Genomic DNA, 22,808 nt, shown 5'->3' on the forward strand with positions numbered 1-22,808 from the left:
ATACGGAATGGGCGGGAAACTCTTGATCACGCGTGCTGTTGCGGCAATGGTTCTTGCCTGCGGCCTGGCCTTGTCCTCGGCGCCTGCCGTTTCGGCGGCCAGCAAGGTCGTCGCTGTTGTCAACGGTACGCCCATCACCTCGGGTGACGTCGCGAAGCGAACCGCTTTCATGCGCCTGCAACGACAGAACGGTGGCGCAGCCGCGGCTCGCGACCAGTTGGTCGATGAAGTGCTGAAGCGTGAAGAGATTCTCCGGGTTGGCGCTTCCGTCAGCACGGCAGATGTCGATGCAGCTGTCGGCCGTTTTGCCAGCGGCAACAAGATGTCGGTTGCTCAGCTCTCCCAGGTCCTCGACCGCGCAGGTGTCGGTCTTGATCACTTCAAGAGCTATGTCGCGATTGCCATGAGCTGGCCGCGCCTCGTCAACGGTCGCTACGGCAGTGGCGGCGGCGGTGGACGCCTCTCGAACGAGGAGCTTGTCCGGCGCATGCAAGAAAACGGCGGCACCAAGCCGGTGACGACGGAATATTTCCTGCAGCAGGTCATCTTTGTCGTGCCCGCCTCCAAGCGCAACGCGATCATTGGCAAGCGCCAGGCGGAAGCCAATGCCTCGCGTTCGAAATATCCCGGTTGCGAGCAGGCAAAGGTCTTTGCCGCTACGATGCGCGACGTGTCCATCCGTAATCTTGGCCGCATGATGGCACAAGAACTTCCCGCCGACTGGAAACCGCTGATCGAGAAGGCCGGCGACGGCAATACCACTGCTACGCGCGTCACCGAGCGCGGCGTCGAATATCTCGCTATTTGCAAGAAGCGGGAGGTTTCTGACGATGTGGCGGCTGAAATCGTCTTTCGCGCCGAGGATCTTGGCAAGAAGCAGGAGGGGGAAGATGCCAACAGCAAGCGTTACATGGAAGACTTGCGGAAGCGGGCGCAGATCATCCAAAAGTAATCGTTTGTCATGACCCCTACATGCAACAGGCCGCTCGCCCTGACCATGGGCGATCCGGCTGGGATAGGCCTCGACATCAGCCTCGACGCGTGGATCAACAGGCATGCCTGGCAAGTGCCGCCCTTCCTTTTCCTCGGCGATCCTGCGGTCCTTTCCGATCGTGCGCGGCTGCTCGGCCACGATGTTCCCATCCGCGAAACCGGCTGTGATCAAGCTTCCGCAGCTTTTAAGGATTCGCTGCCCGTCCTGCCGATCCCCTGTGCGGCCGGCGTGATGGCGGGACAGCCGGACCCGGCCAATGCGAATGCCATCACTGGCGCCATCGAGACGGCAGTCAGGCTGACGATGGAGGGCGAAACATCCGCCGTTGTCACCAATCCGATTGCTAAGTCCGTCCTTTACGACGCCGGCTTCCAGTTTCCCGGCCATACCGAATTCCTCGCCGACATCGGCGAACGGGCAACCGGCATGCAATTGCTGCCCGTGATGATGCTGGCCGGTCCCAAGCTGATGGCCGTGCCGGTCACCATCCATATCCCCCTGAAGGACGTTCCCGAGCAACTGACATCCGATCTCATCTACCGGACCTGTGCGATCACCGTTGCCGATTTGAAGGCGCGGTTCGGCCTGCCGTCTCCCCGCGTCGCCGTTGCCGGCCTCAATCCGCATGCGGGTGAAGGTGGCGCGCTCGGTCTGGAAGACGATGCGATCATCCGACCGGTCATCGAACGGCTGAAGTCCGAAGGCGTCGACATCAGCGGCCCCCTGCCCGCCGATACGATGTTCCATGACCGCGCCCGCGCAACCTATGACGTCGCCGTCTGCATGTATCACGATCAGGCCCTGATCCCCGCCAAGGCGCTTGGTTTCGACGACAGCGTCAATGTCACGCTCGGCCTGCCCTTCATCCGCACGTCTCCCGATCACGGTACGGCGTTCAGCCTGGCCGGCAAGGGTATTGCTCGTGCCGACAGCCTTTTGGCGGCGCTACGGATGGCACGCCAACTCGCGGACAACGCAGAAAGGGATGCAGACTGATGGCGGCGATCGACGGACTGCCGCCGCTGCGGGAGGTGATCTCCCGGCACGGCCTCGATGCTAAAAAGGCGCTCGGCCAGAACTTCCTGCTGGACCTCAACCTCACCCAGAAGATCGCCCGCACCGCCGGGCCGCTGGAAGATGTGACGGTGATCGAGGTCGGTCCTGGTCCGGGCGGCCTCACCCGCGCCATCCTCTCCCTCGGAGCCAAGAAGGTCATCGCGGTGGAGCGCGATTCCCGTTGCCTGCCGGCGCTGGCCGAGATCAGTGACTTCTATCCCGGCCGTCTGGATGTGATCGAAGGGGATGCGTTGAAGACGCCGTTCGAGGATCTTGGTATCGACGGCCCGGTCAAGATCATCGCCAACCTGCCGTATAATGTCGGCACGCAGTTGCTGGTCAACTGGCTGCTGCCGAAGGCCTGGCCGCCGTTCTACCAGTCGATGACGCTGATGTTCCAACGCGAGGTCGGACTGCGGATCGTCGCACAGGAAGACGACAATCACTACGGCCGCCTCGGTGTGCTCTGCGGCTGGCGGACGGACGCGCGCATGGCATTCGACGTACCGCCGCAGGCCTTTTCACCGCCGCCGAAGGTGACGTCATCCGTGGTGCATCTGGAGCCGATCGAAAACCCGATCCCCTGCTCCGCCGAAAACCTGGAAAAGGTGACGATGGCCGCCTTCGGCCAGCGCCGCAAGATGCTGCGCCAGAGCGTCAAATCGATCGGCGGCGAGGCCCTGCTCGCCAAGGCGGACATCGACCCGCAGCGTCGCGCCGAGACATTGTCGGTGGAAGAATTCTGCCGTCTGGCCAATTGCCTGTAAACGGTGGATCGCTCGAAGACTATGTTTCGAGCGATAGCTGTCTCAAAGCTTCGGCGTCTCCGTCAAAAGGCCGTTGACGAATTCGAACAGGCCCGGACGGCGGTCGCGGCGCAGACGTTCGGCCTCGACGATCGCCTGAACGGAGGCGAAGGCGCTGTCGAGGTCTTCGTTGACGACGATATAGTCGTATTCCAGCCAGTGCTCGATTTCCGAGCGTGAATTGGCAAGCCGGGTGGCGATGACTTCTTCGGTATCCTCGGCGCGACGGTGCAGGCGCGACTGCAGTTCCGCCATGGTCGGCGGCAGGATGAAGATCGACACGACATCGCCGCCCATCTTTTCCTGCAACTGCTGGGCGCCCTGCCAGTCGATGTCGAACAGCATATCCTGACCTTCGGACATGGCCGCCTCAACCGCGTCCCGCGGCGTGCCGTAGAAATTGCCATGCACTTCCGCCCATTCGAGCAGGGCGTCCGTCTGGCGCAGGCCTTCGAACTCACGGGTCGACTTGAAGAAATAGTGCCGCCCTTCGATCTCGCTCGGGCGACGCTTGCGCGTCGTTACGCTGACGGAGATGCTCATATGCGGGTCGGATTCAAGCAAGTTGCGGGCAATCGTCGACTTGCCGGCGCCCGAGGGCGAGGAAATCACCAGCATCAGGCCGCGGCGCTGGATGGCTTTGATGGAGGTGGTGCTGGCGGGGCTCATGGTCACTCCAGATTTTGGACCTGTTCACGGAACTGGTCTATGACGACCTTCAGCTCGATGCCGGCGGCGGTGACCGACGCGGCATTCGACTTGGAACAGATCGTATTCGATTCGCGGTTAAATTCCTGGGACAGGAAATCCAGCTTGCGCCCGACTGGCCCGCCTTTGCTCAGGAGATCACGCGCAGCCGTCACATGCGTGCGCAGCCGGTCGAGTTCCTCGCGGATATCGGCCTTGGCGGCAAGCAGCGCCACTTCGCTGTACAGGCGATCCTGATCGACGCTCGACGCGGATCCTTCCAGAACAAGCGCGACCTGGCCGGCTAGGCGGGCGCTGATCGATTGGACGCTACGCGAGGGATCGGCCTCGATCTGGCGCGTCAGCATCTCGATCGTTTCGATCTGCTCGAGCAGGACACGGCGCAGCGCCTCGCCTTCGGTCTGGCGCATGGATGTCATGTCCGAAAGAGCGAGATGCAGGCCGGACAGGAGATCGGCGTCACGTGCGGCACGCTCGCCCTCCTGCTCTTCCGGCTCGCGGAAGTCGACAATGCCGCGGATTGACAGCAGCGTATCGAGACGCAGCGGCGCCGGATCGATGACATCGCGCAACTGTTCGCGCAACGACAGGACGGCGGCAAGGGCGCCCTGGTTGACGACGGTCTCGACGCCCGCCTCGCTCGTGCTGACACTGAGATTGACCTGCATGTTGCCGCGCGAGAAATTTTCCGCGATCAGCCGGCGCACGTCCGTCTCCAGATGTTCAGTACCCGTCGGCAGGCGCAGGCGCAGGTCGAGCCCCTTGCCGTTGACCGAACGCAGCTCCCACGCCCAGCGATAACGCCCGGACGTCCCCTCGCGGCGGGCAAATCCTGTCATGGATTGCAACGGCATTGTTTCTCCCTGGATCTGGCAGACGGCGCGTTGAAAAACGCAGGTCACCCGCAGAACTTTGAATTCGTGCATGAATGTGTACGGCTCCGGTGCGGTTGACCGCAAGGGTCAAGCGCACCGGAGCCGTATCATCCACAAGCCTGCTGCATAATTCCTTAAATCGGAATCGATTTAAGGCTAAAATTATGCGGCATCCTTAAAGTGTTACAGCGACCTTTGCGCGTCATATTCGACGCGCGGAGCTGTAGGCGAATTTATTCCTGGGCAGGTGCCGTTTCGGTCGCCTTGGCAGCCGCTGCAGCCTTCTCGGCCTCAAGCTTGCGCCAGCGCCTGACATTGTTGTTGTGCTCGTCGAGGCTGGCTGCAAACACATGGCCACCAGTTCCATCGGCCACGAAATAAAGATCGGACGTCCGCGAGGGATTGGCGACGGCTTCCAGCGCCGCACGGCCCGGATTGGCGATCGGCGTCGGCGGCAGGCCCTTGATGACGTAGGTGTTGTAGGGCGTCTGCTTGTCGAGGTCCGATTTCAGGATCGGCCGATTGGCCGGCTTTCCGTCGCCGCCGAAAATCCCATAGATGATCGTCGGATCGGACTGCAGACGCATTCCCTTTTCCAGCCGGTTGATAAAGACGGAGGCGACACGCGAGCGCTCGTCGGCCAGACCCGTTTCCTTCTCGACGATCGAGGCGAGCGTGACGAATTCCTCGCGGCTCGAAATCGGCAGATCCGGATCGCGCTTGTCCCAAATCTGATCCACCAGAGCCTTTTGCGCCTGCGCCATCTGCGCAACGATTTCCGCACGCTTGGTGCCACGCGAGAACTTGTAGGTGTCGGGACGCAACGTGCCTTCGGCCGGAAGCGTCGCCGGCAGGTCCCCCTCCAGGACCGGATCGAGGCTCAGCTTGGTGAACATCTGCTTGACCGTCAGGCCTTCGGGAAGGGAGGCGGAATAGAGAATCGACTTGCCGGATTTCAGGAGTTGCATGATCTCCTGCATCGAGGCGCCGGCCTTGATCTCGTATTCGCCGGCCTTCAGCGTGTCATTGTCTTCCAGATAGGCTTCCGACATGAAGCGGAACACCCGACCGTCCGAGACGATATTGTTGCGCTCGAGGCTGCTGGCGATTTCCTGGATACCGGCGCCGTTGCGCACGATGAAATTGGTGTTGGCGGCCAGCGGTCCTTTGTTCTCGTAGGCTGTCATGGCGTAATAGACCGTACCAGCGGCCGCGATCGTCAGGCAGACGATGACGGTCATGACGAAATTCAGGAAAATGACGACCTGGCTTTTTGCCTTGCGGGATCGCTTCGGCGGCTGCGGTACCTTTTCCGGGCGAAGGGCTTCGCTCGCCGATTTCGGGATAATCGGGCCGCCGGCCTCGTTGCGGCCGAATGGCACTGCGCTGTTGTCGTTTACGTCGTTCACGATCGTCCTGATTCTGGAGTTCGCATCATGCACGCCTCGATCCCTGATGCGAACTCCAGAAGAGAAACGGGAAAGAGAATCATTTCATAGCGACGATAGCAATCCTGCCCGCCCGGCCTTGTGTCAGCGTGGATCATTTATCCACGCTGCCGCATCGTGGCTTGAGGTCGCACTCGTCCTTCCAGCACGTTTGAACCGAGCAATGCGGCAAAAGCTGGATAGCTGCCGCAAATTTCATCCGCGAGATGCCTATGGATGCGAAAGGACCGCCTGAAGACAGGGCCACGCCGCAGCATCAGGCATAGCGGCGCAGAACGAGGGAGGCGTTCGTGCCGCCGAAGCCAAAGGAATTCGACAGGGCCACATCAATCTGGCGCTTACGCGCCACGTGCGGAACCAGATCGACCTTGGTTTCCGCCGAAGGATTGTCCAGGTTGAGGGTCGGCGGGGCGACATTGTCGCGGATCGCCAGCGCGCAGAAGATCGCCTCGACAGCGCCGGCAGCCCCCAGAAGATGGCCGATCGCCGACTTGGTCGATGACATCGACACCTTTTCGGCGTGCTCGCCCAGCACCCGCTCGACCGCGCCGAGTTCGATCGTGTCGGCCATGGTCGAGGTGCCATGGGCGTTGACATAGTCGATATCGGCGGCGGAGAGACCGGCGCGCTTCAGCGCCATCTGCATGCAGCGATAGGCGCCGTCGCCATCTTCGGCGGGAGCGGTAATGTGGAAAGCATCACCCGACATACCATAGCCGACGACTTCAGCGTAAATCTTGGCGCCGCGTGCCAGGGCGTGTTCCAGCTCTTCCAGAACGACGACGCCGGCGCCCTCGCCCATGACGAAGCCGTCACGATCCTTGTCATAGGGTCGCGATGCCCTGGTCGGATCGTCGTTGTGCTGCGTCGACAGCGCCTTGCAGGCGGCAAAGCCGGCGAGCGCGATGCGGGAAATCGGCGATTCCGTGCCGCCGGCGACCATGACGTCGGCATCACCGAGCGCGATCAGCCGGCTTGCGTCGCCGATGGCGTGGGCACCGGTCGAACAGGCGGTAACGACCGAATGGTTGGGGCCGCGCAGCTTGTGGCGGATCGATACCTGACCGGAGGCAAGATTGATCAAACGGCCGGGAATGAAGAAGGGAGACACGCGGCGGGGACCGCGGTCGCGCAGCGTGATGCCACCCTCGACAATGCCTTCGAGACCACCGATGCCAGAACCGATCATGACGCCCGTCGCGATCTGGTCTTCATCGGATTTCGGATGCCAGTCTGCATCGGCCAGGGCCATGTCGGCAGCTGCCACCGCGTAGATGATGAAGGGATCGACCTTGCGCTGTTCCTTCAGTTCCATCCAACTGTCGGGGCTGTAGGTACCGTTCGTGCCATCGCCGAATGGAATGCGGCAAGCGATCTTCGCGGGAAGGTCTTCGACTTCGAACTCGGTCACCTTGCGGGCGGCGTTTTCGCCAGCGATCAGGCGCGACCAGGAAACCTCGGTTCCGCAACCCAAGGGAGATACCATGCCGGTACCGGTGATAACGACACGTCTCATAACCCGTGATCCACCTTGCCAGTTAGTTCAGAACTGGGCCGGACCTCGTGCAAAAATCGGATCCGTACATCCATTTCCGTGATGCGAATACCGCGTGATCTCAGGTACGGAAGCCCTGGCGGACTTTCCTTGTCACGCTTTGCTTTCCAAGGGAAAGCGTGTCCCGCAACGGGGACGAAAGAGGCGGGTCGCGAAGCGCCCCGCCCTGCACCGCCTGATATCAGGCCTGTGCCTTTTCGATGAACTTGACAGCGTCGCCGACCGTCAGGATCGAGTCTGCTGCATCGTCGGGGATCTCGACGCCGAACTCTTCTTCGAATGCCATGACCAGTTCGACGGTGTCGAGCGAGTCCGCGCCCAGGTCGTCGATGAAGCTTGCGCCTTCCGAAACCTTTTCGGCATCGACGCCAAGATGATCAATAACAATTTTCTTTACGCGTTCTGCTACGTCGCTCATGTCGGATTCCTCGACCTTTGTTTTTCTCAACGATGCCGTTCTGACATCGGTACCCTATTAACGCCTGAAAGATCAAGACGACCCAGCAGGCAATTCCTTCAATCGGAAGAGCGGTAAACCACGCGCGGAAAGCTGGCGTGAACCTCATATCATCCGATCGACTGCGCACAGTCATGGCCCGCTTAACACGGTTTAAGTCTGCCGCAAAGTCCGAAAATGGCCGGGAATGGCTTGGTCAACACGCAATTCCCGGTATTTGCGCCCCGCCCCTTGGATTGACCCGGAATCGCGGCGGCGCAGGCGTTTGACGCCCCATCCCAAGTCTCAATGATAGGACCCTTTGATCCATCATTGAGACTTGGGATTAGATCATCGCCATGCCGCCATTGACGTGAATGGTCTGGCCCGTGACATACCCGGCTTCGTTAGAGACCAGATAAGCGACCGCTGAAGCCACCTCACCGCCCGTCCCCATCCGCTTCATCGGGATGGCGCCCATGATGGCGTCCTTCTGCTTGTCGTTCAGCTTGCCGGTCATCGCGCTTTCGATGAAGCCCGGAGCAACGCAGTTGACCGTGACGTTGCGGGTGGCGATCTCCTGCGCCAGCGACTTCGAGAAGCCGATCATGCCCGCCTTGGAGGCGCAGTAATTGGCCTGGCCCGGATTGCCGGTGACGCCGACGATCGAGGTGATGTTGATGATGCGGCCATGGCGGCGGCGCATCATCGGATGGGTGAGTTCGCGCGTCAGCCGGAAGACGGAGGTGAGGTTGACTTCCAAGACGGCATCCCAGTCCTCGTCGCTCATGCGAACGAACAGGCCGTCCTTTGTGATGCCGGCATTGTTGACGAGAATGTCGACTCCGCCGAGATCGGCTTCCGCCTTTTCACCGAGCGCCTTGACGGCGGCGCGATCGGACAGGTTCGCCGGGAACAGGTGAACACGTTCACCGAGCGAATTGCCGAGTTCCTCAAGCTTTTCGACGCGGGTGCCGTGCAGGCCGACGATGGCGCCCTGCGCGTGCAGGATGCGGGCGATTTCCTCGCCGATACCACCGGAGGCACCGGTAACGAGAGCCTTGCGGCCGGACAGATCGAACATGGTTGTTTCCTCTTCTTAGAGCGAATAGGGAATAGGGAGTAGCGAATAGAGAAAGAGCAATCGTAGCGGCAGCTTTCTATTCGCTATTCGCTATTCGCCATAAATTCAGGCAAGCAGTGTCTGGAGCGCCGCGTCGATATCGGCGGGCGAATTGATCGCGATGCCGCTCACCGTCTTGTCGATGCGGCGGGCCAGCCCGGTCAGAACCTTGCCGGAGCCGACTTCATAGAGCGTCGTCACGTTGTTGGCGGCGAACCATTCGACGGTTTCGCGCCAGCGGACCTGGCCGGTGACCTGCTCGACGAGCAGGCTTGCGATCTCGCCTGCATCGGTGACCGGCGCGGCGCGCACATTGGCGATCAGCGGAACGACGGGATTGTTCTTCGACACGGTCGAAAGCGCTGCCCGCATGGCATCGGCCGCTGGCGCCATCAGCGACGAATGGAAGGGCGCGGAGACCGGCAGCAGGATGGCGCGCTTGGCGCCCTTTTCGGTGGCAAGGGCAGCCGCCTTTTCAACCGCCGCCTTTTCGCCGGAAATGACCAGCTGGCCGCCACCATTGTCATTGGCGATCTGGCAGGCGCCGAGCGCTTGAGCTTCCTTGCAGACGGCATCGACATCTGAGTGCTCAAGCCCGATGATCGCCGCCATCGCGCCCTTTCCGACCGGAACCGCCGCCTGCATGGCATTGCCGCGGGTGCGCAGGAGGCGCGCCGTATCGGCAAGCGAGAATGTACCGGCAGCGCAGAGTGCCGAATATTCACCGAGTGAATGGCCGGCGACATAGGCGACCTTGGATTTCAGGTCGAGACCCTTGGCTTCCAGAACGCGGAGCGCCGCGATCGACACGGCCATGAGCGCCGGCTGGGCATTGGCCGTCAGCGTCAGCGTTTCCTCCGGGCCGTTCCACATGATGTCGGAGAGCTTTTCCCCGAGCGCGTCGTCCACCTCGGCGAAAACGGCGGCTGCTTCGGGGAAGGCATCGGCCAAATCCTTGCCCATGCCGAGCGCCTGGCTACCCTGTCCTGGAAATGTGAAAGCGATGGCCATGAGGTTTGTCCCTCTCGTCATGCGCGGCAGGCGCGCAGTTTGAATATCTGGGGCTCCGCCTGAAGGCAGGCCGCATTTTCCTTTCCATTCACATTCCTGTGTCTCAAGTCAAGGCTTGAGCCCCGCCGCACATTCTTTGTGAACCACGGCATGCTTTCCTCTTGCGCCGCAGCAAGCAGCCCTTACATTCGCCGCCGAACCAATTTGAGGCACATGACATGAAATACAAGACACTCGGCCGCACCGGCATCCAGGTTTCCGAAATCTGCCTGGGAACCATGACCTGGGGAACGCAGAACTCCGAAGCGGAAGCCCATGAGCAGATGAGCTATGCCGTGGAACAGGGCGTCAACTTCTTCGACACCGCCGAGCTCTATCCCGTGACGCCCGCCGGTCCTGAAACGCGCGGTCTGACGGAAGATTATATCGGCACTTGGCTGAAAGCGAGCGGCAAGCGGGACGATATCGTCGTCGCCACCAAGGTCTCCGGCCCCGGCCGCCCCTATATTCGCAACGGCACGCCGGCAAGCCCGAAGACGATGCGCGAGGCGCTCGAAACCAGCCTGAAGCGCCTGCAGACCGACTATGTCGATCTCTACCAGATGCATTGGCCCAACCGCGGACATTACGGCTTTCGCAACTCCTGGACCTACGATCCGTCCGGACAGGACAGGAAGGCCGTGCCGGAGGAACTGCTGGCCATTCTCGAGGCGCTGGGCGATTTCGTCAAGGAAGGCAAGGTCCGCGCCATCGGCCTGTCCAACGACACGGCGTGGGGCGTCATGACGATGCTGTCGATCGCCGAGAAACATGGTCTCCCGCGTCTCGCCTCGATTCAAAACGAATATAACTTCCTCTACCGCCAGTTCGATCTCGACCTGTCGGAAATCGCCCACCATGAGCATGTCGGTCTGCTCGCCTATTCGCCGCTCGCCGCCGGCCTGATGACCGGGAAGTACCTGAACGGTGCAAAACCCGAAGGATCACGCCTGAGCATCAACGGTGATCTCGGCGGCCGTTACACCGAATATCAGGAACCAGCCGTCGCCGCCTATGCGAAGCTTGCCAAGGCGCACGGCCTCGACCTTGCCCAGATGCAGATCGCCTTCAGCCTGACGCGGCCATTCATGACCTCGGTCATCATCGGTGCCACTAACATGCAACAGTTGAAGACGAATATCGGCGCCAAGGACGTGAAGCTCTCGGCAGAGGTGCTGGCCGGCATCGCCAATCTGCACAAGATGTATCCGGCACCGATCTGACCAGTCGGCACGGGTCACGCTGACACGAATGGTAAAAGGCCACGATCTCTTCGGACCGTGGCCTTTTACTTTTGGAGCTGCTGCTGCCTGATCAGGACAGCTTGCGGATCATGCCATAGACGATAGTGCCGTTGGCGCCGAACTCGACGCTTGCCGAGAACTTGTCCTTCGGAGCGCTGGCATGGATGATGTTCCACATGTCGGCTTCGGAGCGCAAAAGCAGGGCCCAGTTCATGAACGTCTCCATGTAGCCGTCGTCGGGCACCTCGCGGGAGAAGTTGGCGAACAGGAAGGAGCCGTTCGGCTTCAGCATGTCCAGGCAAGTCTGCGTCAGCTTGATCGCCACCTTGTCGGCCAGATAGTCATAAAGACCGGCCGCATAGATGAAGTCGAACGTGCCGACCTTATGCGACTTGGTCAGCAGACCACGCACGGAACCATCGATCGCCTCGATGCAGGTGCCCTGAAAATCGCGGGTCATCGAGCCGACGCTCTGCGGATCCTGGTCCAGCGCCACCCAGCGCTTGATACCGCCGTTCTTCAGCGCGATGGAGCGATCGGCTTCGCGCAGATGGCCGGCGGCCACCGTCAGGATTTCCGTACCCGGCCCCTTCTCGGCCGCGATGGCATCGACATGCTTGGTCAGCAGGTCACGGCGCTCGCGGACCGCGACCGGCGATGGCGAATTGCGGGTATATTCAAAAAGCGTGCGGCCGAGCGGCGAGGCATTGGCGACTTCTTCTGCGACGCTTGCATGGCCGTAGATGAAGTCGATCAGATGCGCGTCGCCGGAATAGCCGCGCGGCTTGACGAAGGACCAGCGCGTGAAGGGGTCCTGATGAAAATAATCGGCGACCGGATGGTTCTGAACGATCGGGATCAGTTCCTGCCAGACATTGGGATGGTACTTGGCGCGGGTGGCGTTCAGCGAGGCGATCAGCCGATGGATGATCTTTGCCGGCTCCAAGTCTTCCTGGATCTGCTGCTGGGCGATCTTGAGAATGATAGCCAGTTCCGCCCTGCCCGTGGCGACCTGATCATAATGCAGGTCGGCCCGTGCCGACGCCAGTTCACTGTTGATAGCCTTGGGGGTGATCAGGCTTTCGCCGTCGAAAACAATCTGAGCTTGGGTCAATGCTGAAACCATCCGTTAAAACACACTTAACAATATGCTTAAAATTGTAATGATCTCCAACACGAAATCGCGACTATCGCGCGATATGGTTAATTGCGCTTGAAACCATCGGTTTATTTGGGACACAGGTAATCGCGAGTAGCCCCGAATTCAGACAAACTTAATGCACTTCCCTTAATCTGCTCTGGAATGCTGCGCTTTCCTGATAGGCAGAACGCCCGATCAGGTACGCGCCTTCGCGCATGGGCAACGCCAACCTGGAAGTGACCTCAAGCTCGAAAGAACCATCAAGCAATGGATTTGGTGCATGAAGCACACATTGGCTGACGTCGTAGAGATCGATCTTCATAACGAGCCGCAGCGCCTCCCGTCGGAGGAACTGCGCCGGCTCTACGCTGAGGAGGGTGAGGTCGCGCGCCGGCAGGATACGCGTCGTGGGTTGTGGATTTCGGTCACGATCTATCTGTTGTTCTCGCTGACGGACATTCTGCTGATCCGCGACGTTGCCGCTTACACGGTCGCAGCCCGCTTCATCATTTCCGCGATCATGCTCTCGGTGATGGAATGGCAGATTTATCGGGACGCCGGCGCCGACGCGATTGACCGAACCTGCGCGGTAGCGCTGGTTTTCGCCTATGGCGGCTGGCTGCCTGCCGCGCTGATGACAGCGGACACGCTGACCATGTCCTATTACATGGTCTTCGGCGCGATCTTCATGCTGAGCGTCAACCTGTTCTTCAGCTTCAAGTTCCGTCTGTCGGTCATCGCGTCCGGCATCATCGTGGTGCTGTTCCTGGCCGCGCTGCAGACCTTCCCTCAGGAAGCTCTGTTCTACAAGATGACCTTCAGCGCGTTCTGCATTTCCTGCTTCCTGTTCAGTTCCTATATCAACTGGAAGCTCAACCGTGAACGCTACAATGTCTTCCTCAACGCGCTCGAAGCCCGTTACCAGCAGAAAGAGGCGTCGGATCGGGGTGACGCTTTGCTGCGGCTTTCCAACACAGATCCGCTGACCGGTCTCGACAACCGCCGTGCCGTCGACCAGCGCCTGCGTGACTATTGGAACGACTGGCAGAAATCGGGCAGCAATTTCGCCGCCATCCTGATCGATGTCGATTTCTTCAAGCGATACAATGACTGCTACGGCCATCAGGAAGGCGATCGCTGCCTCGTCCTCGTCTCGAACGCACTGAAAAAGGCCATCCAGCCCTATAACGGTTCGATCGGGCGCTTTGGCGGCGAAGAATTCATCGTCATCGCCCAGCTCGACTCGCATGACCAAGTGTCAGCGCTTGCCAACCTGATCTGCCGGACCGTCTTCGACATGGAACTGGTGCACGAACAGCGCCGGGATGGCGTCTCGATCGTCACCGTCAGCGTCGGCGCAGCCTATACCCGCAGCAATGCCGGCTCCAAGCTCGAGAAGATCATTCACGACGCCGACCGCGCGCTCTACAGCGCCAAGGCCAGTGGCAGGAACTGCGCCAAGCTGTTCGATCCGAACGATCCACAGACCAGCGACGAGAGCGAAAATGTCGCGGCGCTCCTGAAGATCGCCATTGCCCAGAACCTTGTGTCGCTCGTCTACCAGCCCATCCAGAACGCAGCGACCGGAAAGCTCGAGGCCTTCGAGGCGCTGATGCGCCTGCGTATGCTTGACGGCACGCCGGTGACGCCGGGCATGTTCATTCCAATCGCGGAGCGCACCGGCGCGATCCTCGAACTCGGCCGCTGGGCGATCCGCACCGCCTGCCGCGAACTCCTGCTCGACAGCGAGGTCAAGGTCGTCAGCGTCAATGTTTCGCCGATCCAGCTGAAGACGCCTGGTTTTGCCGCATCGGTCGCCGCCATCCTCGGCGAGACGCAGGTGGCCGGCAACCGGCTCGCCTTCGAAATCACCGAAGGCCTCGAAATGGAGATGCATTCGGACATCCTGCGCTGCATCAGCGACCTGAAGACACTCGGCATCCGCATCTGGCTCGATGATTTCGGCACGGGCTTTGCCGGCCTGTCCTGGCTGCGCCTGATCGATTTCGACACCGTCAAGATCGACCGCTCCTTCCTGCACGATACCAGCAGCCCGCGCGGCAAGGCCATGCTGCGGGACATTATCGGCCTGGTGCGCAACCGTGGCCACAAGATCCTGGTCGAGGGCGTCGAGACCGACGAACAGCTGAAACTGATGCGCGAATTCGGCATCGACCAGGTCCAGGGCTTCCATGTCGGCCGCCCTGCCCCCGCCGACACGTTCCGCGCCACCTCGGTCAACGATACGCGCCCGAACCGTCTCGTCCGGCCGGCATGAGAACCGGACGGACGGTCGCCACGCCGGGCGGCTTTCCACCTAAATTTCCCGATCACCCTTGCTTCCAAGCCGAAAATGCGTATAAGCGCGCTGTTCGCAACACCCGGTCTTCTGGCTGGTGGCTGAACGGAGGGCCGGTTTCCCTTAAGAGACCTGTCCGGACCTAAAGGGGTCCAGCCTCCCGTGTCTCCGCTCTCGACCGTCTCGAAACAACACTTTCTTGCCCGCTCGCATGAGCCAATAGAACAGTCGTTGAGGCTTAGCCGCCGGATATCGGGTGACGATTAACGCAAGAAAGGCAAAGCCTCATGGCTCTTTATGAACATGTATTCCTTGCCCGGCAGGATATCTCCGCTCAGCAGGTCGACGCTCTCGTCGAACAGTACAAGGGTGTGCTGGAAGCTAACGGCGGTAAGGTCGGGCGCGTCGAAAACTGGGGCCTCAAGTCCCTGACGTACCGCATCAACAAGAACCGCAAGGCTCACTACGTTCTGATGGACATCGATGCTCCGGCACCGGCCGTTCACGAAGTCGAGCGTCAGATGCGCATCAACGAAGACGTGCTTCGTTACATGACCATCGCTGTCGAGAAGCATGAAGACGGCCCGTCCGCCATGATGCAGAAGCGCGACCGCGACGACCGTCCGCGCCGCGATGGCGACGACCGTGGCCCGCGCCGCGAATTCGGCGACCGCCCGCCGCGTGGTGACCGTGAAGACCGTCCGCGCCGTCCGCGCGAAGACCGGGCATAAGGAGAAAAGACCATGGCTGATACTCTGTCCGCTCCGGCACGCCGCCCGTTCCACCGCCGTCGCAAGACCTGCCCCTTCTCCGGCGCCAACGCTCCGAAGATCGACTACAAGGACATCCGTCTGCTGCAGCGCTACATTTCCGAGCGCGGCAAGATCGTCCCTTCGCGTATCACGGCAGTTTCCCAGAAGAAGCAGCGCGAACTGGCCCAGGCCATCAAGCGTGCCCGCTTCCTCGGCCTCCTGCCCTACGTCATGTCCTAATTGCATGTCCCCTTGGAGCCCGCTCCAAGGAAAGGCATATGCAATCTGGAATACATGACTCTACGCAGGTCAGCTGACTCTGCGTAGGCTGACTCAGGGTGAGGCGAATGCAACGGCGTCGCCTCACCTGCTCCCTTCCGCGTTGGGCGTGGATCGGAAACACCGGCGCAGATGCGCTAAAACCCATGTTGGGGCCTGGTTCTTGATTCAAGAAGCGCCTCTAACTGCTTGATAAGCAGGACAGCGACCGTGACGACACTGAATGCAACATCGCTGCTGACCGGCGCCCTCGCCGGCGTGACCGCCGCCCTGCTCTCGCTGGGCGCGAATACGCAGTCGTTGTTTGCGATCGTGCTCTACGCCGCCTCCGCTCTTCCCATTCTCATCGCCGGCCTCGGCTGGGGGAATGCCGCAACAATCGTTTCCGTCGTGGTCGCAAGCCTCATCGGCGCCGTCATCGTCTCTCCCTGGTTCGCGCTGCTGATTGCCGTCATCACGCTGATCCCCGCTGCGTGGATCAGCCACCTCGCCAATCTGGCGCGACCCGCGTCGGAACTCGGCGGACCGGAAGGCGCGCTTGCCTGGTATCCGCTCTCGGACATCCTCACGCATCTCGCCATCCTGGTGACGATCGGCATGATCATCATCGGCGTTATCATCGGTTACGACACCACCATGTCCGACACGATGATCGACATGGTGCTGCAGGCCTTCAAGGCGCGGGATCCGCTCTACAATCCGGATCCGGCGTCGGTCGCCCAGTTCAAGGCGCTGTTCACCATCGGCCTGCCGCTGGCGCAGGGCGCCGTCTGGGTGCTGATGCTGTTTGCCGCCTATTATATCGCGACACGCATCGTCCAGACCTCGGGCAAGAACCTGCGTCCGCGCGAGGACATGCCCTCGACGCTGCGCATGCATCGCCTGTCGATCTTCGCCTTTCTCGGCGGCCTGCTGCTCGCCTTCATGGGCGGCCTGCCGGCGATCGTCGGCGCGCTCGTTTGCGGCACGTTCGGCGCAGGGTTCCTGCTGGCCGGCTTTGCTGTTTTTCACTTTCGCACACGCGGGAAGGCCTGGCGGCTTCCGGTGCTGTGGCTTGGCTATATGTCGGTTCTGATCTTCACGATCCCGGCATTCTTCTTTCTCCTGTCGGGTCTGATGGACACGCGGCGCGCTATCGCGCTGTCATCGACAGGGAAAACACCTGAGACTGAAACAAAAGACCTCTGAACTGACACCTGAAAGGATCAAACCAATGCAAGTCATTCTTCTCGAACGCGTTGCCAAGCTCGGCCAGATGGGCGAAACCGTCAAGGTTCGTGACGGCTTTGCCCGCAACTACCTGCTGCCGCTCGGCAAGGCCCTGCGCGCCAACGACGCCAACAAGAAGCGTTTCGAATCCGAGCGCGCAACGCTCGAAGCCCGCAACCTCGAGCGCAAGTCCGAAGCCCAGTCCGTTGCTGACAAGCTCGACGGCAAGTCCTTCATCGTCGTCCGTTCGGCTGGCGAAACCGGTCAGCTCTACGGTTCGGTCGCGGCCCGCGACATCGTTGAAGTTCTGGCTGCCGAAGGCTTCAACATCGGCCGCAACCAGGTCGATCTGAACAACCCGATCAAGACCATCGGCCTGCACGACGTCGTCCTGCACCTGCATTCGGAAGTCGAAATCAAGGTTCAGATGAACGTTGCCCGTTCGGCCGACGAAGCAGAACGCCAGCTCAAGGGCGAAAGCCTGACCTCGGCCGACGCCATCTACGGCGTTGACGAAGATGCCCTGAAGCCGGAAGACTTCTTCAACCCGGAAGCTGAATTCGACGGCGAAGACGAATAAGCCTTTCGTTTATTCGAGACAGGAAAGCCCGCGACCATCGCGGGCTTTCTTGCATTTTGGGTCGGAAAAATCAGTTCACGGCCTGCGGATCGGCGGCCTTGTCGATCCGTACCTCCACTGACATGCCGGGCGCCAGCATATCAGCCAGTGGCTGACCGGCATCGATCGAAATGCGCACACCGACCCGCTGTGCGACCTTGGTGAAATTGCCGGTCGCATTGTCGGCGCGGATGACGCTGAACTCGGAACCGGCCGCGGGCGAAAACCGCTCGACATGGCCTTTCAGTTCCGCCTTGTTCAGCGCATCGACGGTAAACACGACCGGCTGGCCGATCTTCATTCCGTCCAGCTGGGTTTCCTTGAAATTGGCGATGATCCAGACATCCTTCGGCACGATCGCCATCAGTTGCGTGCCGGCCGTCACATATTGACCGAGCCGCGCGCCGACTTCGCCGAGCTTGCCGTCCTGGGGCGCGGTGATTGTCGTATTGTCGAGATCGATCTGAGCCAGTTGGACCGCTGCCTCCGCGCTGCGCACCGCAGCCTCCAGCCCGGCGCGCGAACCGATTGTGGTGGCGAGATTCTGGCGTGACACTTCGATGGTCGCCGTCGCCTGATCGACACCAGCTTTTGCCTGCTCGAGTGTCGCCTGCGCTGTATCGACATCGACGGAGGTGGCAATCCCCTTTTCAGCCAGCGGCTTGACACGCTCCCAGGCCTGCTGTGCCCTTGTATAGGTGGCGTTGGCGCTATCGCGCTGGGCTTCGCTTGCCGCGATGCTCGCTTTTCCCGCAAGTTCCTGCTGGTGCGAATTGGCGAGTGACGCCTTTTGCGTATCAAGCGCTCCCTGCGCCTGGGCCAGTTTCTGGGCGTAGGTTCGGTCGTCGATCTGTACCAGTACCTGCCCCGCCTTGACCGCCTCGTAATCCTTTACGGCGACTTTCGAGACATAGCCTGAGAGCTGCGGGCTGACGATCGTGACATAACCGCGGATATAGGCGTTGTCGGTCATCTCGACCGTCGTTGCAAAGGGCGGCAGGCGCCAGGCGTAGAGGACGAGCAACACGCCGGTGAGACCAGCGAGAAGCGTCAGGACAGTTGCGGGGGAGTGAAGTGACTTCAGCATGGAACAAGACCTGTCAGGAGGATGTGGCGGCAGCCGGGACGTCGATCACCGGCCGGATCAGCCTCGACCAGGCGAGATGCCCAAGCAACAGGGCAAGGCCGATGGACGAAGCGATGAAAATGACGAGGAAAGCGTCGTTATAGGCAAGGATATTGGCTTCGCGCGTTATCTGTTGGCCAAGCAACTGTAGGCCCTCGGCGTCGAGGAGCGCCTTGTCGGTGATGACCTTGCCGTAAGAGCCAGAGAGCTGGGAGACACGCTGGGCGACAAAGGGATTGGTGAGAAGAATGTGCTCGACCAGCACACTGGAATGAAACTTCTCGCGGATGGTGACGAAGGTGCCGAGCGCAGCCTGGGCGCAGAGCGCGCCGATGCTCTGGGTGAAGAGGAAGATCACCAGGAAATTGACGATGTAGGGGACGCCCTTCGCCAGCACCGCGGCAAACCCCTTGGACATGACCGGGGGCAGGAACATCGCAGCACCGGCCGCGACCATCGACTGGCTGAAATACATCTGTTCCGGCCTTGTCAGGCTGGTGGACTGGCTGTCGAGAAAGGCGCCGGCGGCAATCAGCACCAGCGCCAGCACATGCGCCGTTTCGACATACCGCGTCATCATCAGCACGGCACAGACCAGCCCACCGGCGATCGAGGCCAGGAGAATGATCGAATACATCGTCTGGGTCTGCTCGTTGAGCAGGCCGAGCTGCATGTAGAAATTCGCGGCCGTCGTCGTCTGCTCGGAGCTGACGACCCGGAAGAGCAGGAGAATGCCGGCCATGTGCATGTTCTCGCGGGTGAACAGCCAGCGCATGTCGATCAGAGGCATCTTGCGCGGCAGCTCGATAACCACCATCACCGTCAGGGCGGTGATCGAGCAGGCCAGCAGGAGGCCGAGCCACGGCGCCTCGAACCACCAGTAGAGCCGCCCCAGCGTCAGGAACACCGCCAGGCAGCCGAAGCCGGTGGCAAGCAGCAGGTAGCTGAGGATATCCATCTTCTGGATGACCTTGGCGCGCGGCGGAGCGGTCAAAGGCAGAAGATAGACGACCGGCAGGGCAATCAGCGCCAACCCCATCTCGAACGTATAGAGCGCATGCCAGCCGCCGAGTTCCATCAGCGACGGCGAGATGATCCGGGCGAGCGGAGCCGACAGCGTCGTGTTCAGGAGCGCGAGGCTGAGGCCCAGCGACAGCTTTCGCGCCGGAGGGAAGGCCTCGAGCATGTAGAGGAAGCCGAGCGTCGATAGAGGTGCGGCCGCCATGCCGCTGAGGAAGCGGACGACGATTGCCGAATGCAGGTCGGAGACGAACAGGTTGAGGATCGAGGCGATGACGAAGCAGATGATGCTGAGTTCGGCGAAGGGCCGCAGGCCGAATTGCGACCGGATCTTGAACAGCGCGATCGACATGGAGGCGTAAGGCGCCATATAGGCCGCCGACAGCCAGGCGATTTCCGTCGTCGTCGCCGAGAGCGAGCCCTGCAGCTGGTAGATATTGGCGTTGAGGAGGTTCATGCCGAGGCCCTGCGTCAAAAACAGCAGGACCGAAGAGGCCATATAGATCGCGGCTCTCGCCGGTGTCATCGGCACGGGCGGTGGCGATGCGGGTTCCGGCACCGCAACGGCAACCGGCGCCGCGTCGGCATCGCGGTCGTCGATCGCATTTCCATAAACCGCGACACTCATCTCCCGGTCATTCCCTGGTGATGGCGAGGATATTGCCCGTCATCATACCAATGACCTGCAGGGCCGTCGCCTTGTCTCTTGCATCGACACCACCCAGCACCTGCTCGCGGATTTCGCAGGCGAGTTTGTCAATCTCATCGGCGATGCTTCGGCCGTACGCGGTCATGTGGATCTGCTTGGCGCGCCGGTCGCTTGCTTCGACCCGGCGTTCGATGAAGCCCTGCTTTTCCATGCCGTCGAGCAGGCGCACGATGGTCGGTGTCTCGATGCCGAGTTCCTCGGCCAGTTCGCGCTGGTTGAGACCGTCGCGCCGGGAGAGCGCAAACAGGGCGCGGGCACGCGACAGGGTCAGCCCCCTCTCCTTCACCCGCGCATCGAACAGCGCCCGCAGCTTGCGGTTCACCGAGGACAGCGCATCGAACAGTTCACGATTGACGGCGGTATTCAGCATTTCATACCTTTTCCATATTAGTAGTGTGCTAATTATTTTCACCCTATCTAGCCGCTACCGGTGGGATTTTCAACCCATGCCCTCGGCGGAGGCAAAAAATCGTGTGAAGGGCGGCAAGGCGGATTAGGATGGCGGGAAAGGCAGCCGGAACGCGATTCGCGCAGAAGCCGGTCAAGAGTTAAAGCCTGCATTGGCGGAATATCCGTGTTATTCCGACAGCCCCTGTGAACAACGGTGAAGGCAGACCGCGAGACGCGATGCATCGGAAACTATCGATGTAACGCTCTTGACCATCGGCTTTGCGGGTCGCACACGATGGCACAGCCACCTGAGACAGAGACGGAACGCCATGAACGAGATCGCGCGCAGACTAGCCCCCATCGCCAAGGACCAGACGGAAGCGCAATATCGCGAAGCGCCGAACAACCTTGAAGCCGAACAGGCGCTGTTGGGTGCAATCCTCGTCAACAACGACGCCTTTTACCGCGTCTCGGACTTCCTGAAGCCTGTCCATCTCAATGAGCCGCTGCATCGCAAGATCTTCGAAGTGGCCGGCGACATCATCCGCATGGGCAAGACGGCCAATCCGGTGACGATCAAGACCTTCCTGAAGGCGGATGAAAAGGTCGGCGATCTGACGGTGGCGCAATATCTGGCGCGTCTCGCCTCGGAAGCCGTCTCGATCATCAATGCGGAAGACTATGGCCGGGCGATCTACGATCTCGCGCTGCGCCGTTCGCTGATCACCATCGGCGAGGACATGGTCAATATCGCCTATGACGCACCGCTCGACATGCCGCCGCAGAGCCAGATCGAGGATGCCGAACGTCGTCTGTTCGAACTCGCCGAAACCGGCCGCTACGACGGCGGCTTCCAGGCTTTCAACGACGCCGTGGCGCTGGCGATCGACATGGCCGGCCAGGCCTTCGAACGTGACGGACATCTGTCAGGCATTTCCAGCGGTATCATGTCCCTGGACGCCCGCATGGGCGGACTGCAGCGCTCCGACTTGATCGTGCTTGCAGGACGTCCCGGCATGGGCAAGACGTCGCTTGCGACCAACATCGCCTACAATATCGCGGCAGCATACGAGCCCGAGGTTCAGGCGGACGGTTCGTTCAAGGCGAGGAACGGCGGCGTCGTAGGCTTCTACTCGCTCGAAATGTCGTCCGAACAACTCGCGACCCGTATCATTTCCGAGCAGACGGAAGTCTCCTCCTCGAAAATCCGCCGCGGTGAAATTTCCGAGCACGATTTCGAGAAGCTCGTCGCCTGTTCCCAGATGATGCAGAAGGTGCCGCTCTATATCGACCAGACCGGTGGTATTTCGATCGCCCAGCTTTCCGCCCGCGCCCGCCGCCTCAAGCGCCAGCGTGGCCTCGATTGCCTCGTGGTGGACTATATCCAGCTGATGACCGGCTCGGGCAAATCAAGCGACAACCGCGTGCAGGAAATCACCCAGATCACCACCGGCCTGAAGGCGCTCGGCAAGGAACTGAACGTTCCGATCATCGCACTCTCCCAGCTGTCGCGCCAGGTGGAAAGCCGTGAAGACAAGCGGCCGCAGCTCTCCGACCTTCGTGAATCCGGCTCGATCGAGCAGGACGCCGACGTTGTGCTCTTCGTGTTCCGCGAGGAATACTATGTGAAGAACATGGAGCCGCGTGACGAATTCGACCCGAAATACGAAGAATGGAAGCAGACCTTCGAAAAGGTGAAGGGTACCGCCGACGTCATCATCGCCAAACAGCGTCACGGACCAACCGGCACGGTCAAACTCGCCTTCCAGTCGGAATTCACCCGTTTTACGGATCTCGCCGACCCGAGCTTCACGCAATACGAGGAACATTGAGCGGCACCACGCGGGCCGTGCGATCGCTCTGCCGCGCCATGTTGCAAATGCGCATTCTTCCGGATAATCGAAAATAAAACAGGCAAAGTATCGCGGCGGTTTCGCCGCGAACGGCATCTCAGTCTAGGGAAATCCGC

General features: G+C 60.9%; 21 protein-coding genes. 10 read left to right on the forward strand and 11 right to left on the reverse strand.

The window, feature by feature from the left end; genetic code table 11:
- Positions 1–7 precede the first annotated feature (7 nt).
- The 3 genes from ACST81_RS16615 to rsmA are packed head-to-tail and all read left to right on the forward strand — an operon-like array spanning position 8 to position 2,817.
- The gene (locus ACST81_RS16615) at positions 8–952 is read left to right on the forward strand and encodes a peptidylprolyl isomerase (protein WP_438749262.1); all 945 of its coding nucleotides are present in this window, start codon (positions 8–10) and stop codon (positions 950–952) included.
- Positions 953–961: 9 nt separating this feature from the next.
- Positions 962–1,990 carry a 4-hydroxythreonine-4-phosphate dehydrogenase PdxA gene (gene pdxA, locus ACST81_RS16620; protein WP_438749263.1) on the forward strand — a complete coding sequence of 343 codons (1,029 nt, stop codon included), beginning with the start codon at positions 962–964 and terminating at the stop codon, positions 1,988–1,990.
- The gene (gene rsmA, locus ACST81_RS16625) at positions 1,990–2,817 is read left to right on the forward strand and encodes a 16S rRNA (adenine(1518)-N(6)/adenine(1519)-N(6))-dimethyltransferase RsmA (RefSeq protein WP_438749264.1); all 828 of its coding nucleotides are present in this window, start codon (positions 1,990–1,992) and stop codon (positions 2,815–2,817) included. The genes pdxA and rsmA overlap by 1 nt, the downstream gene beginning before the upstream one ends.
- 42 nt (positions 2,818–2,859) lie before the next feature.
- On the opposite strand, the gene gmk is transcribed toward rsmA, so the two are convergent.
- The 7 genes from gmk to fabD form a co-directional block, all read right to left on the reverse strand.
- Entirely contained in the window at positions 2,860–3,525 is a 666-nt protein-coding gene (gene gmk / locus ACST81_RS16630; protein ID WP_438749265.1) for a guanylate kinase, read from the reverse strand.
- A gap of 2 nt (positions 3,526–3,527) precedes the next feature.
- Entirely contained in the window at positions 3,528–4,418 is an 891-nt protein-coding gene (locus ACST81_RS16635; protein ID WP_438749266.1) for a YicC/YloC family endoribonuclease, read from the reverse strand.
- A gap of 254 nt (positions 4,419–4,672) precedes the next feature.
- On the reverse strand, positions 4,673–5,848 hold the full coding sequence (mltG, locus tag ACST81_RS16640) for an endolytic transglycosylase MltG (protein ID WP_438749267.1): 1,176 nt from the start codon (positions 5,846–5,848) through the stop codon (positions 4,673–4,675).
- A gap of 295 nt (positions 5,849–6,143) precedes the next feature.
- Positions 6,144–7,403 carry a beta-ketoacyl-ACP synthase II gene (gene fabF, locus ACST81_RS16645; RefSeq protein ID WP_438749268.1) on the reverse strand — a complete coding sequence of 420 codons (1,260 nt, stop codon included), beginning with the start codon at positions 7,401–7,403 and terminating at the stop codon, positions 6,144–6,146.
- A gap of 220 nt (positions 7,404–7,623) precedes the next feature.
- A complete protein-coding gene (locus ACST81_RS16650) occupies positions 7,624–7,860 on the reverse strand; it encodes an acyl carrier protein (protein ID WP_018327362.1) in 237 nt (78 codons plus the stop codon).
- Between the two features lie 364 nt (positions 7,861–8,224).
- Complete coding sequence (gene fabG, locus ACST81_RS16655) at positions 8,225–8,962, reverse strand: 3-oxoacyl-[acyl-carrier-protein] reductase (RefSeq protein WP_438749269.1); 738 nt, start codon at positions 8,960–8,962, stop codon at positions 8,225–8,227.
- Positions 8,963–9,067: 105 nt separating this feature from the next.
- Positions 9,068–10,012 carry an ACP S-malonyltransferase gene (gene fabD, locus ACST81_RS16660; RefSeq protein ID WP_438749270.1) on the reverse strand — a complete coding sequence of 315 codons (945 nt, stop codon included), beginning with the start codon at positions 10,010–10,012 and terminating at the stop codon, positions 9,068–9,070.
- A 218-nt stretch (positions 10,013–10,230) separates the two neighbouring features.
- On the opposite strand from fabD, the gene ACST81_RS16665 reads away from it, so the two are divergent.
- Positions 10,231–11,274 carry an aldo/keto reductase gene (locus ACST81_RS16665; protein ID WP_438749271.1) on the forward strand — a complete coding sequence of 348 codons (1,044 nt, stop codon included), beginning with the start codon at positions 10,231–10,233 and terminating at the stop codon, positions 11,272–11,274.
- Positions 11,275–11,365: 91 nt separating this feature from the next.
- On the opposite strand, the gene ACST81_RS16670 is transcribed toward ACST81_RS16665, so the two are convergent.
- Positions 11,366–12,409 carry a class I SAM-dependent methyltransferase gene (locus tag ACST81_RS16670; RefSeq protein ID WP_438749272.1) on the reverse strand — a complete coding sequence of 348 codons (1,044 nt, stop codon included), beginning with the start codon at positions 12,407–12,409 and terminating at the stop codon, positions 11,366–11,368.
- 307 nt (positions 12,410–12,716) lie between these two features.
- Here ACST81_RS16670 and ACST81_RS16675 point away from each other — a divergent pair, with 307 nt between their 5' ends.
- The 5 genes from ACST81_RS16675 to rplI all read left to right on the forward strand — a co-directional run bounded on the left by ACST81_RS16675 (position 12,717) and on the right by rplI (position 17,555).
- On the forward strand, positions 12,717–14,714 hold the full coding sequence (locus ACST81_RS16675) for a putative bifunctional diguanylate cyclase/phosphodiesterase (RefSeq protein ID WP_438749273.1): 1,998 nt from the start codon (positions 12,717–12,719) through the stop codon (positions 14,712–14,714).
- 308 nt (positions 14,715–15,022) lie between these two features.
- On the forward strand, positions 15,023–15,466 hold the full coding sequence (rpsF, locus tag ACST81_RS16680) for a 30S ribosomal protein S6 (RefSeq protein ID WP_438749274.1): 444 nt from the start codon (positions 15,023–15,025) through the stop codon (positions 15,464–15,466).
- A 12-nt stretch (positions 15,467–15,478) separates the two neighbouring features.
- A complete protein-coding gene (gene rpsR / locus ACST81_RS16685) occupies positions 15,479–15,727 on the forward strand; it encodes a 30S ribosomal protein S18 (RefSeq protein WP_037107250.1) in 249 nt (82 codons plus the stop codon).
- Positions 15,728–15,976: 249 nt separating this feature from the next.
- On the forward strand, positions 15,977–16,954 hold the full coding sequence (locus tag ACST81_RS16690; protein WP_438749275.1) for a DUF2232 domain-containing protein: 978 nt from the start codon (positions 15,977–15,979) through the stop codon (positions 16,952–16,954).
- Positions 16,955–16,979: 25 nt separating this feature from the next.
- The gene (rplI, locus tag ACST81_RS16695; protein ID WP_438749276.1) at positions 16,980–17,555 is read left to right on the forward strand and encodes a 50S ribosomal protein L9; all 576 of its coding nucleotides are present in this window, start codon (positions 16,980–16,982) and stop codon (positions 17,553–17,555) included.
- 70 nt (positions 17,556–17,625) lie between these two features.
- Here rplI and ACST81_RS16700 read toward each other — a convergent pair whose 3' ends face one another.
- Genes ACST81_RS16700 through ACST81_RS16710 form a run of 3 tightly spaced genes read right to left on the reverse strand, consistent with a single transcriptional unit; the run spans position 17,626 to position 20,819 of the window.
- A complete protein-coding gene (locus ACST81_RS16700; RefSeq protein ID WP_438749277.1) occupies positions 17,626–18,681 on the reverse strand; it encodes an HlyD family secretion protein in 1,056 nt (351 codons plus the stop codon).
- A 13-nt stretch (positions 18,682–18,694) separates the two neighbouring features.
- Positions 18,695–20,368, reverse strand: a complete 1,674-nt coding sequence (locus ACST81_RS16705; protein WP_438749278.1) for an MFS transporter — start codon at positions 20,366–20,368, stop codon at positions 18,695–18,697.
- A gap of 7 nt (positions 20,369–20,375) precedes the next feature.
- Positions 20,376–20,819, reverse strand: a complete 444-nt coding sequence (locus tag ACST81_RS16710; protein WP_438749279.1) for a MarR family winged helix-turn-helix transcriptional regulator — start codon at positions 20,817–20,819, stop codon at positions 20,376–20,378.
- A 349-nt stretch (positions 20,820–21,168) separates the two neighbouring features.
- On the opposite strand from ACST81_RS16710, the gene ACST81_RS16715 reads away from it, so the two are divergent.
- Positions 21,169–22,671, forward strand: coding sequence for a replicative DNA helicase (locus ACST81_RS16715; RefSeq protein WP_438749280.1), 1,503 nt, complete (start codon positions 21,169–21,171; stop codon positions 22,669–22,671).
- The last annotated feature ends 137 nt before the right edge of the window (positions 22,672–22,808 follow it).

It is taken from the genome of Pararhizobium sp. O133, from assembly GCF_051669845.1.
GTDB lineage: Bacteria > Pseudomonadota > Alphaproteobacteria > Rhizobiales > Rhizobiaceae > Pararhizobium.

Bases quoted from the DNA above. Each gene is read 5' to 3' on its own strand.
- ACST81_RS16615 (WP_438749262.1), top strand. From the start codon at position 8: ATGGGCGGGAAACTCTTGATCACGCGTGCTGTTGCGGCAATGGTTCTT.
- pdxA (WP_438749263.1), top strand. From the start codon at position 962: ATGACCCCTACATGCAACAGGCCGCTCGCCCTGACCATGGGCGATCCG.
- rsmA (WP_438749264.1), top strand. From the start codon at position 1,990: ATGGCGGCGATCGACGGACTGCCGCCGCTGCGGGAGGTGATCTCCCGG.
- gmk (WP_438749265.1), bottom strand. From the start codon at position 3,525: ATGAGCCCCGCCAGCACCACCTCCATCAAAGCCATCCAGCGCCGCGGC.
- ACST81_RS16635 (WP_438749266.1), bottom strand. From the start codon at position 4,418: ATGCCGTTGCAATCCATGACAGGATTTGCCCGCCGCGAGGGGACGTCC.
- fabF (WP_438749268.1), bottom strand. From the start codon at position 7,403: ATGAGACGTGTCGTTATCACCGGTACCGGCATGGTATCTCCCTTGGGT.
- ACST81_RS16650 (WP_018327362.1), bottom strand. From the start codon at position 7,860: ATGAGCGACGTAGCAGAACGCGTAAAGAAAATTGTTATTGATCATCTT.
- fabG (WP_438749269.1), bottom strand. From the start codon at position 8,962: ATGTTCGATCTGTCCGGCCGCAAGGCTCTCGTTACCGGTGCCTCCGGT.
- fabD (WP_438749270.1), bottom strand. From the start codon at position 10,012: ATGGCCATCGCTTTCACATTTCCAGGACAGGGTAGCCAGGCGCTCGGC.
- ACST81_RS16665 (WP_438749271.1), top strand. From the start codon at position 10,231: ATGAAATACAAGACACTCGGCCGCACCGGCATCCAGGTTTCCGAAATC.
- ACST81_RS16675 (WP_438749273.1), top strand. From the start codon at position 12,717: ATGAAGCACACATTGGCTGACGTCGTAGAGATCGATCTTCATAACGAG.
- rpsF (WP_438749274.1), top strand. From the start codon at position 15,023: ATGGCTCTTTATGAACATGTATTCCTTGCCCGGCAGGATATCTCCGCT.
- rpsR (WP_037107250.1), top strand. From the start codon at position 15,479: ATGGCTGATACTCTGTCCGCTCCGGCACGCCGCCCGTTCCACCGCCGT.
- rplI (WP_438749276.1), top strand. From the start codon at position 16,980: ATGCAAGTCATTCTTCTCGAACGCGTTGCCAAGCTCGGCCAGATGGGC.
- ACST81_RS16700 (WP_438749277.1), bottom strand. From the start codon at position 18,681: ATGCTGAAGTCACTTCACTCCCCCGCAACTGTCCTGACGCTTCTCGCT.
- ACST81_RS16705 (WP_438749278.1), bottom strand. From the start codon at position 20,368: ATGAGTGTCGCGGTTTATGGAAATGCGATCGACGACCGCGATGCCGAC.
- ACST81_RS16710 (WP_438749279.1), bottom strand. From the start codon at position 20,819: ATGCTGAATACCGCCGTCAATCGTGAACTGTTCGATGCGCTGTCCTCG.
- ACST81_RS16715 (WP_438749280.1), top strand. From the start codon at position 21,169: ATGAACGAGATCGCGCGCAGACTAGCCCCCATCGCCAAGGACCAGACG.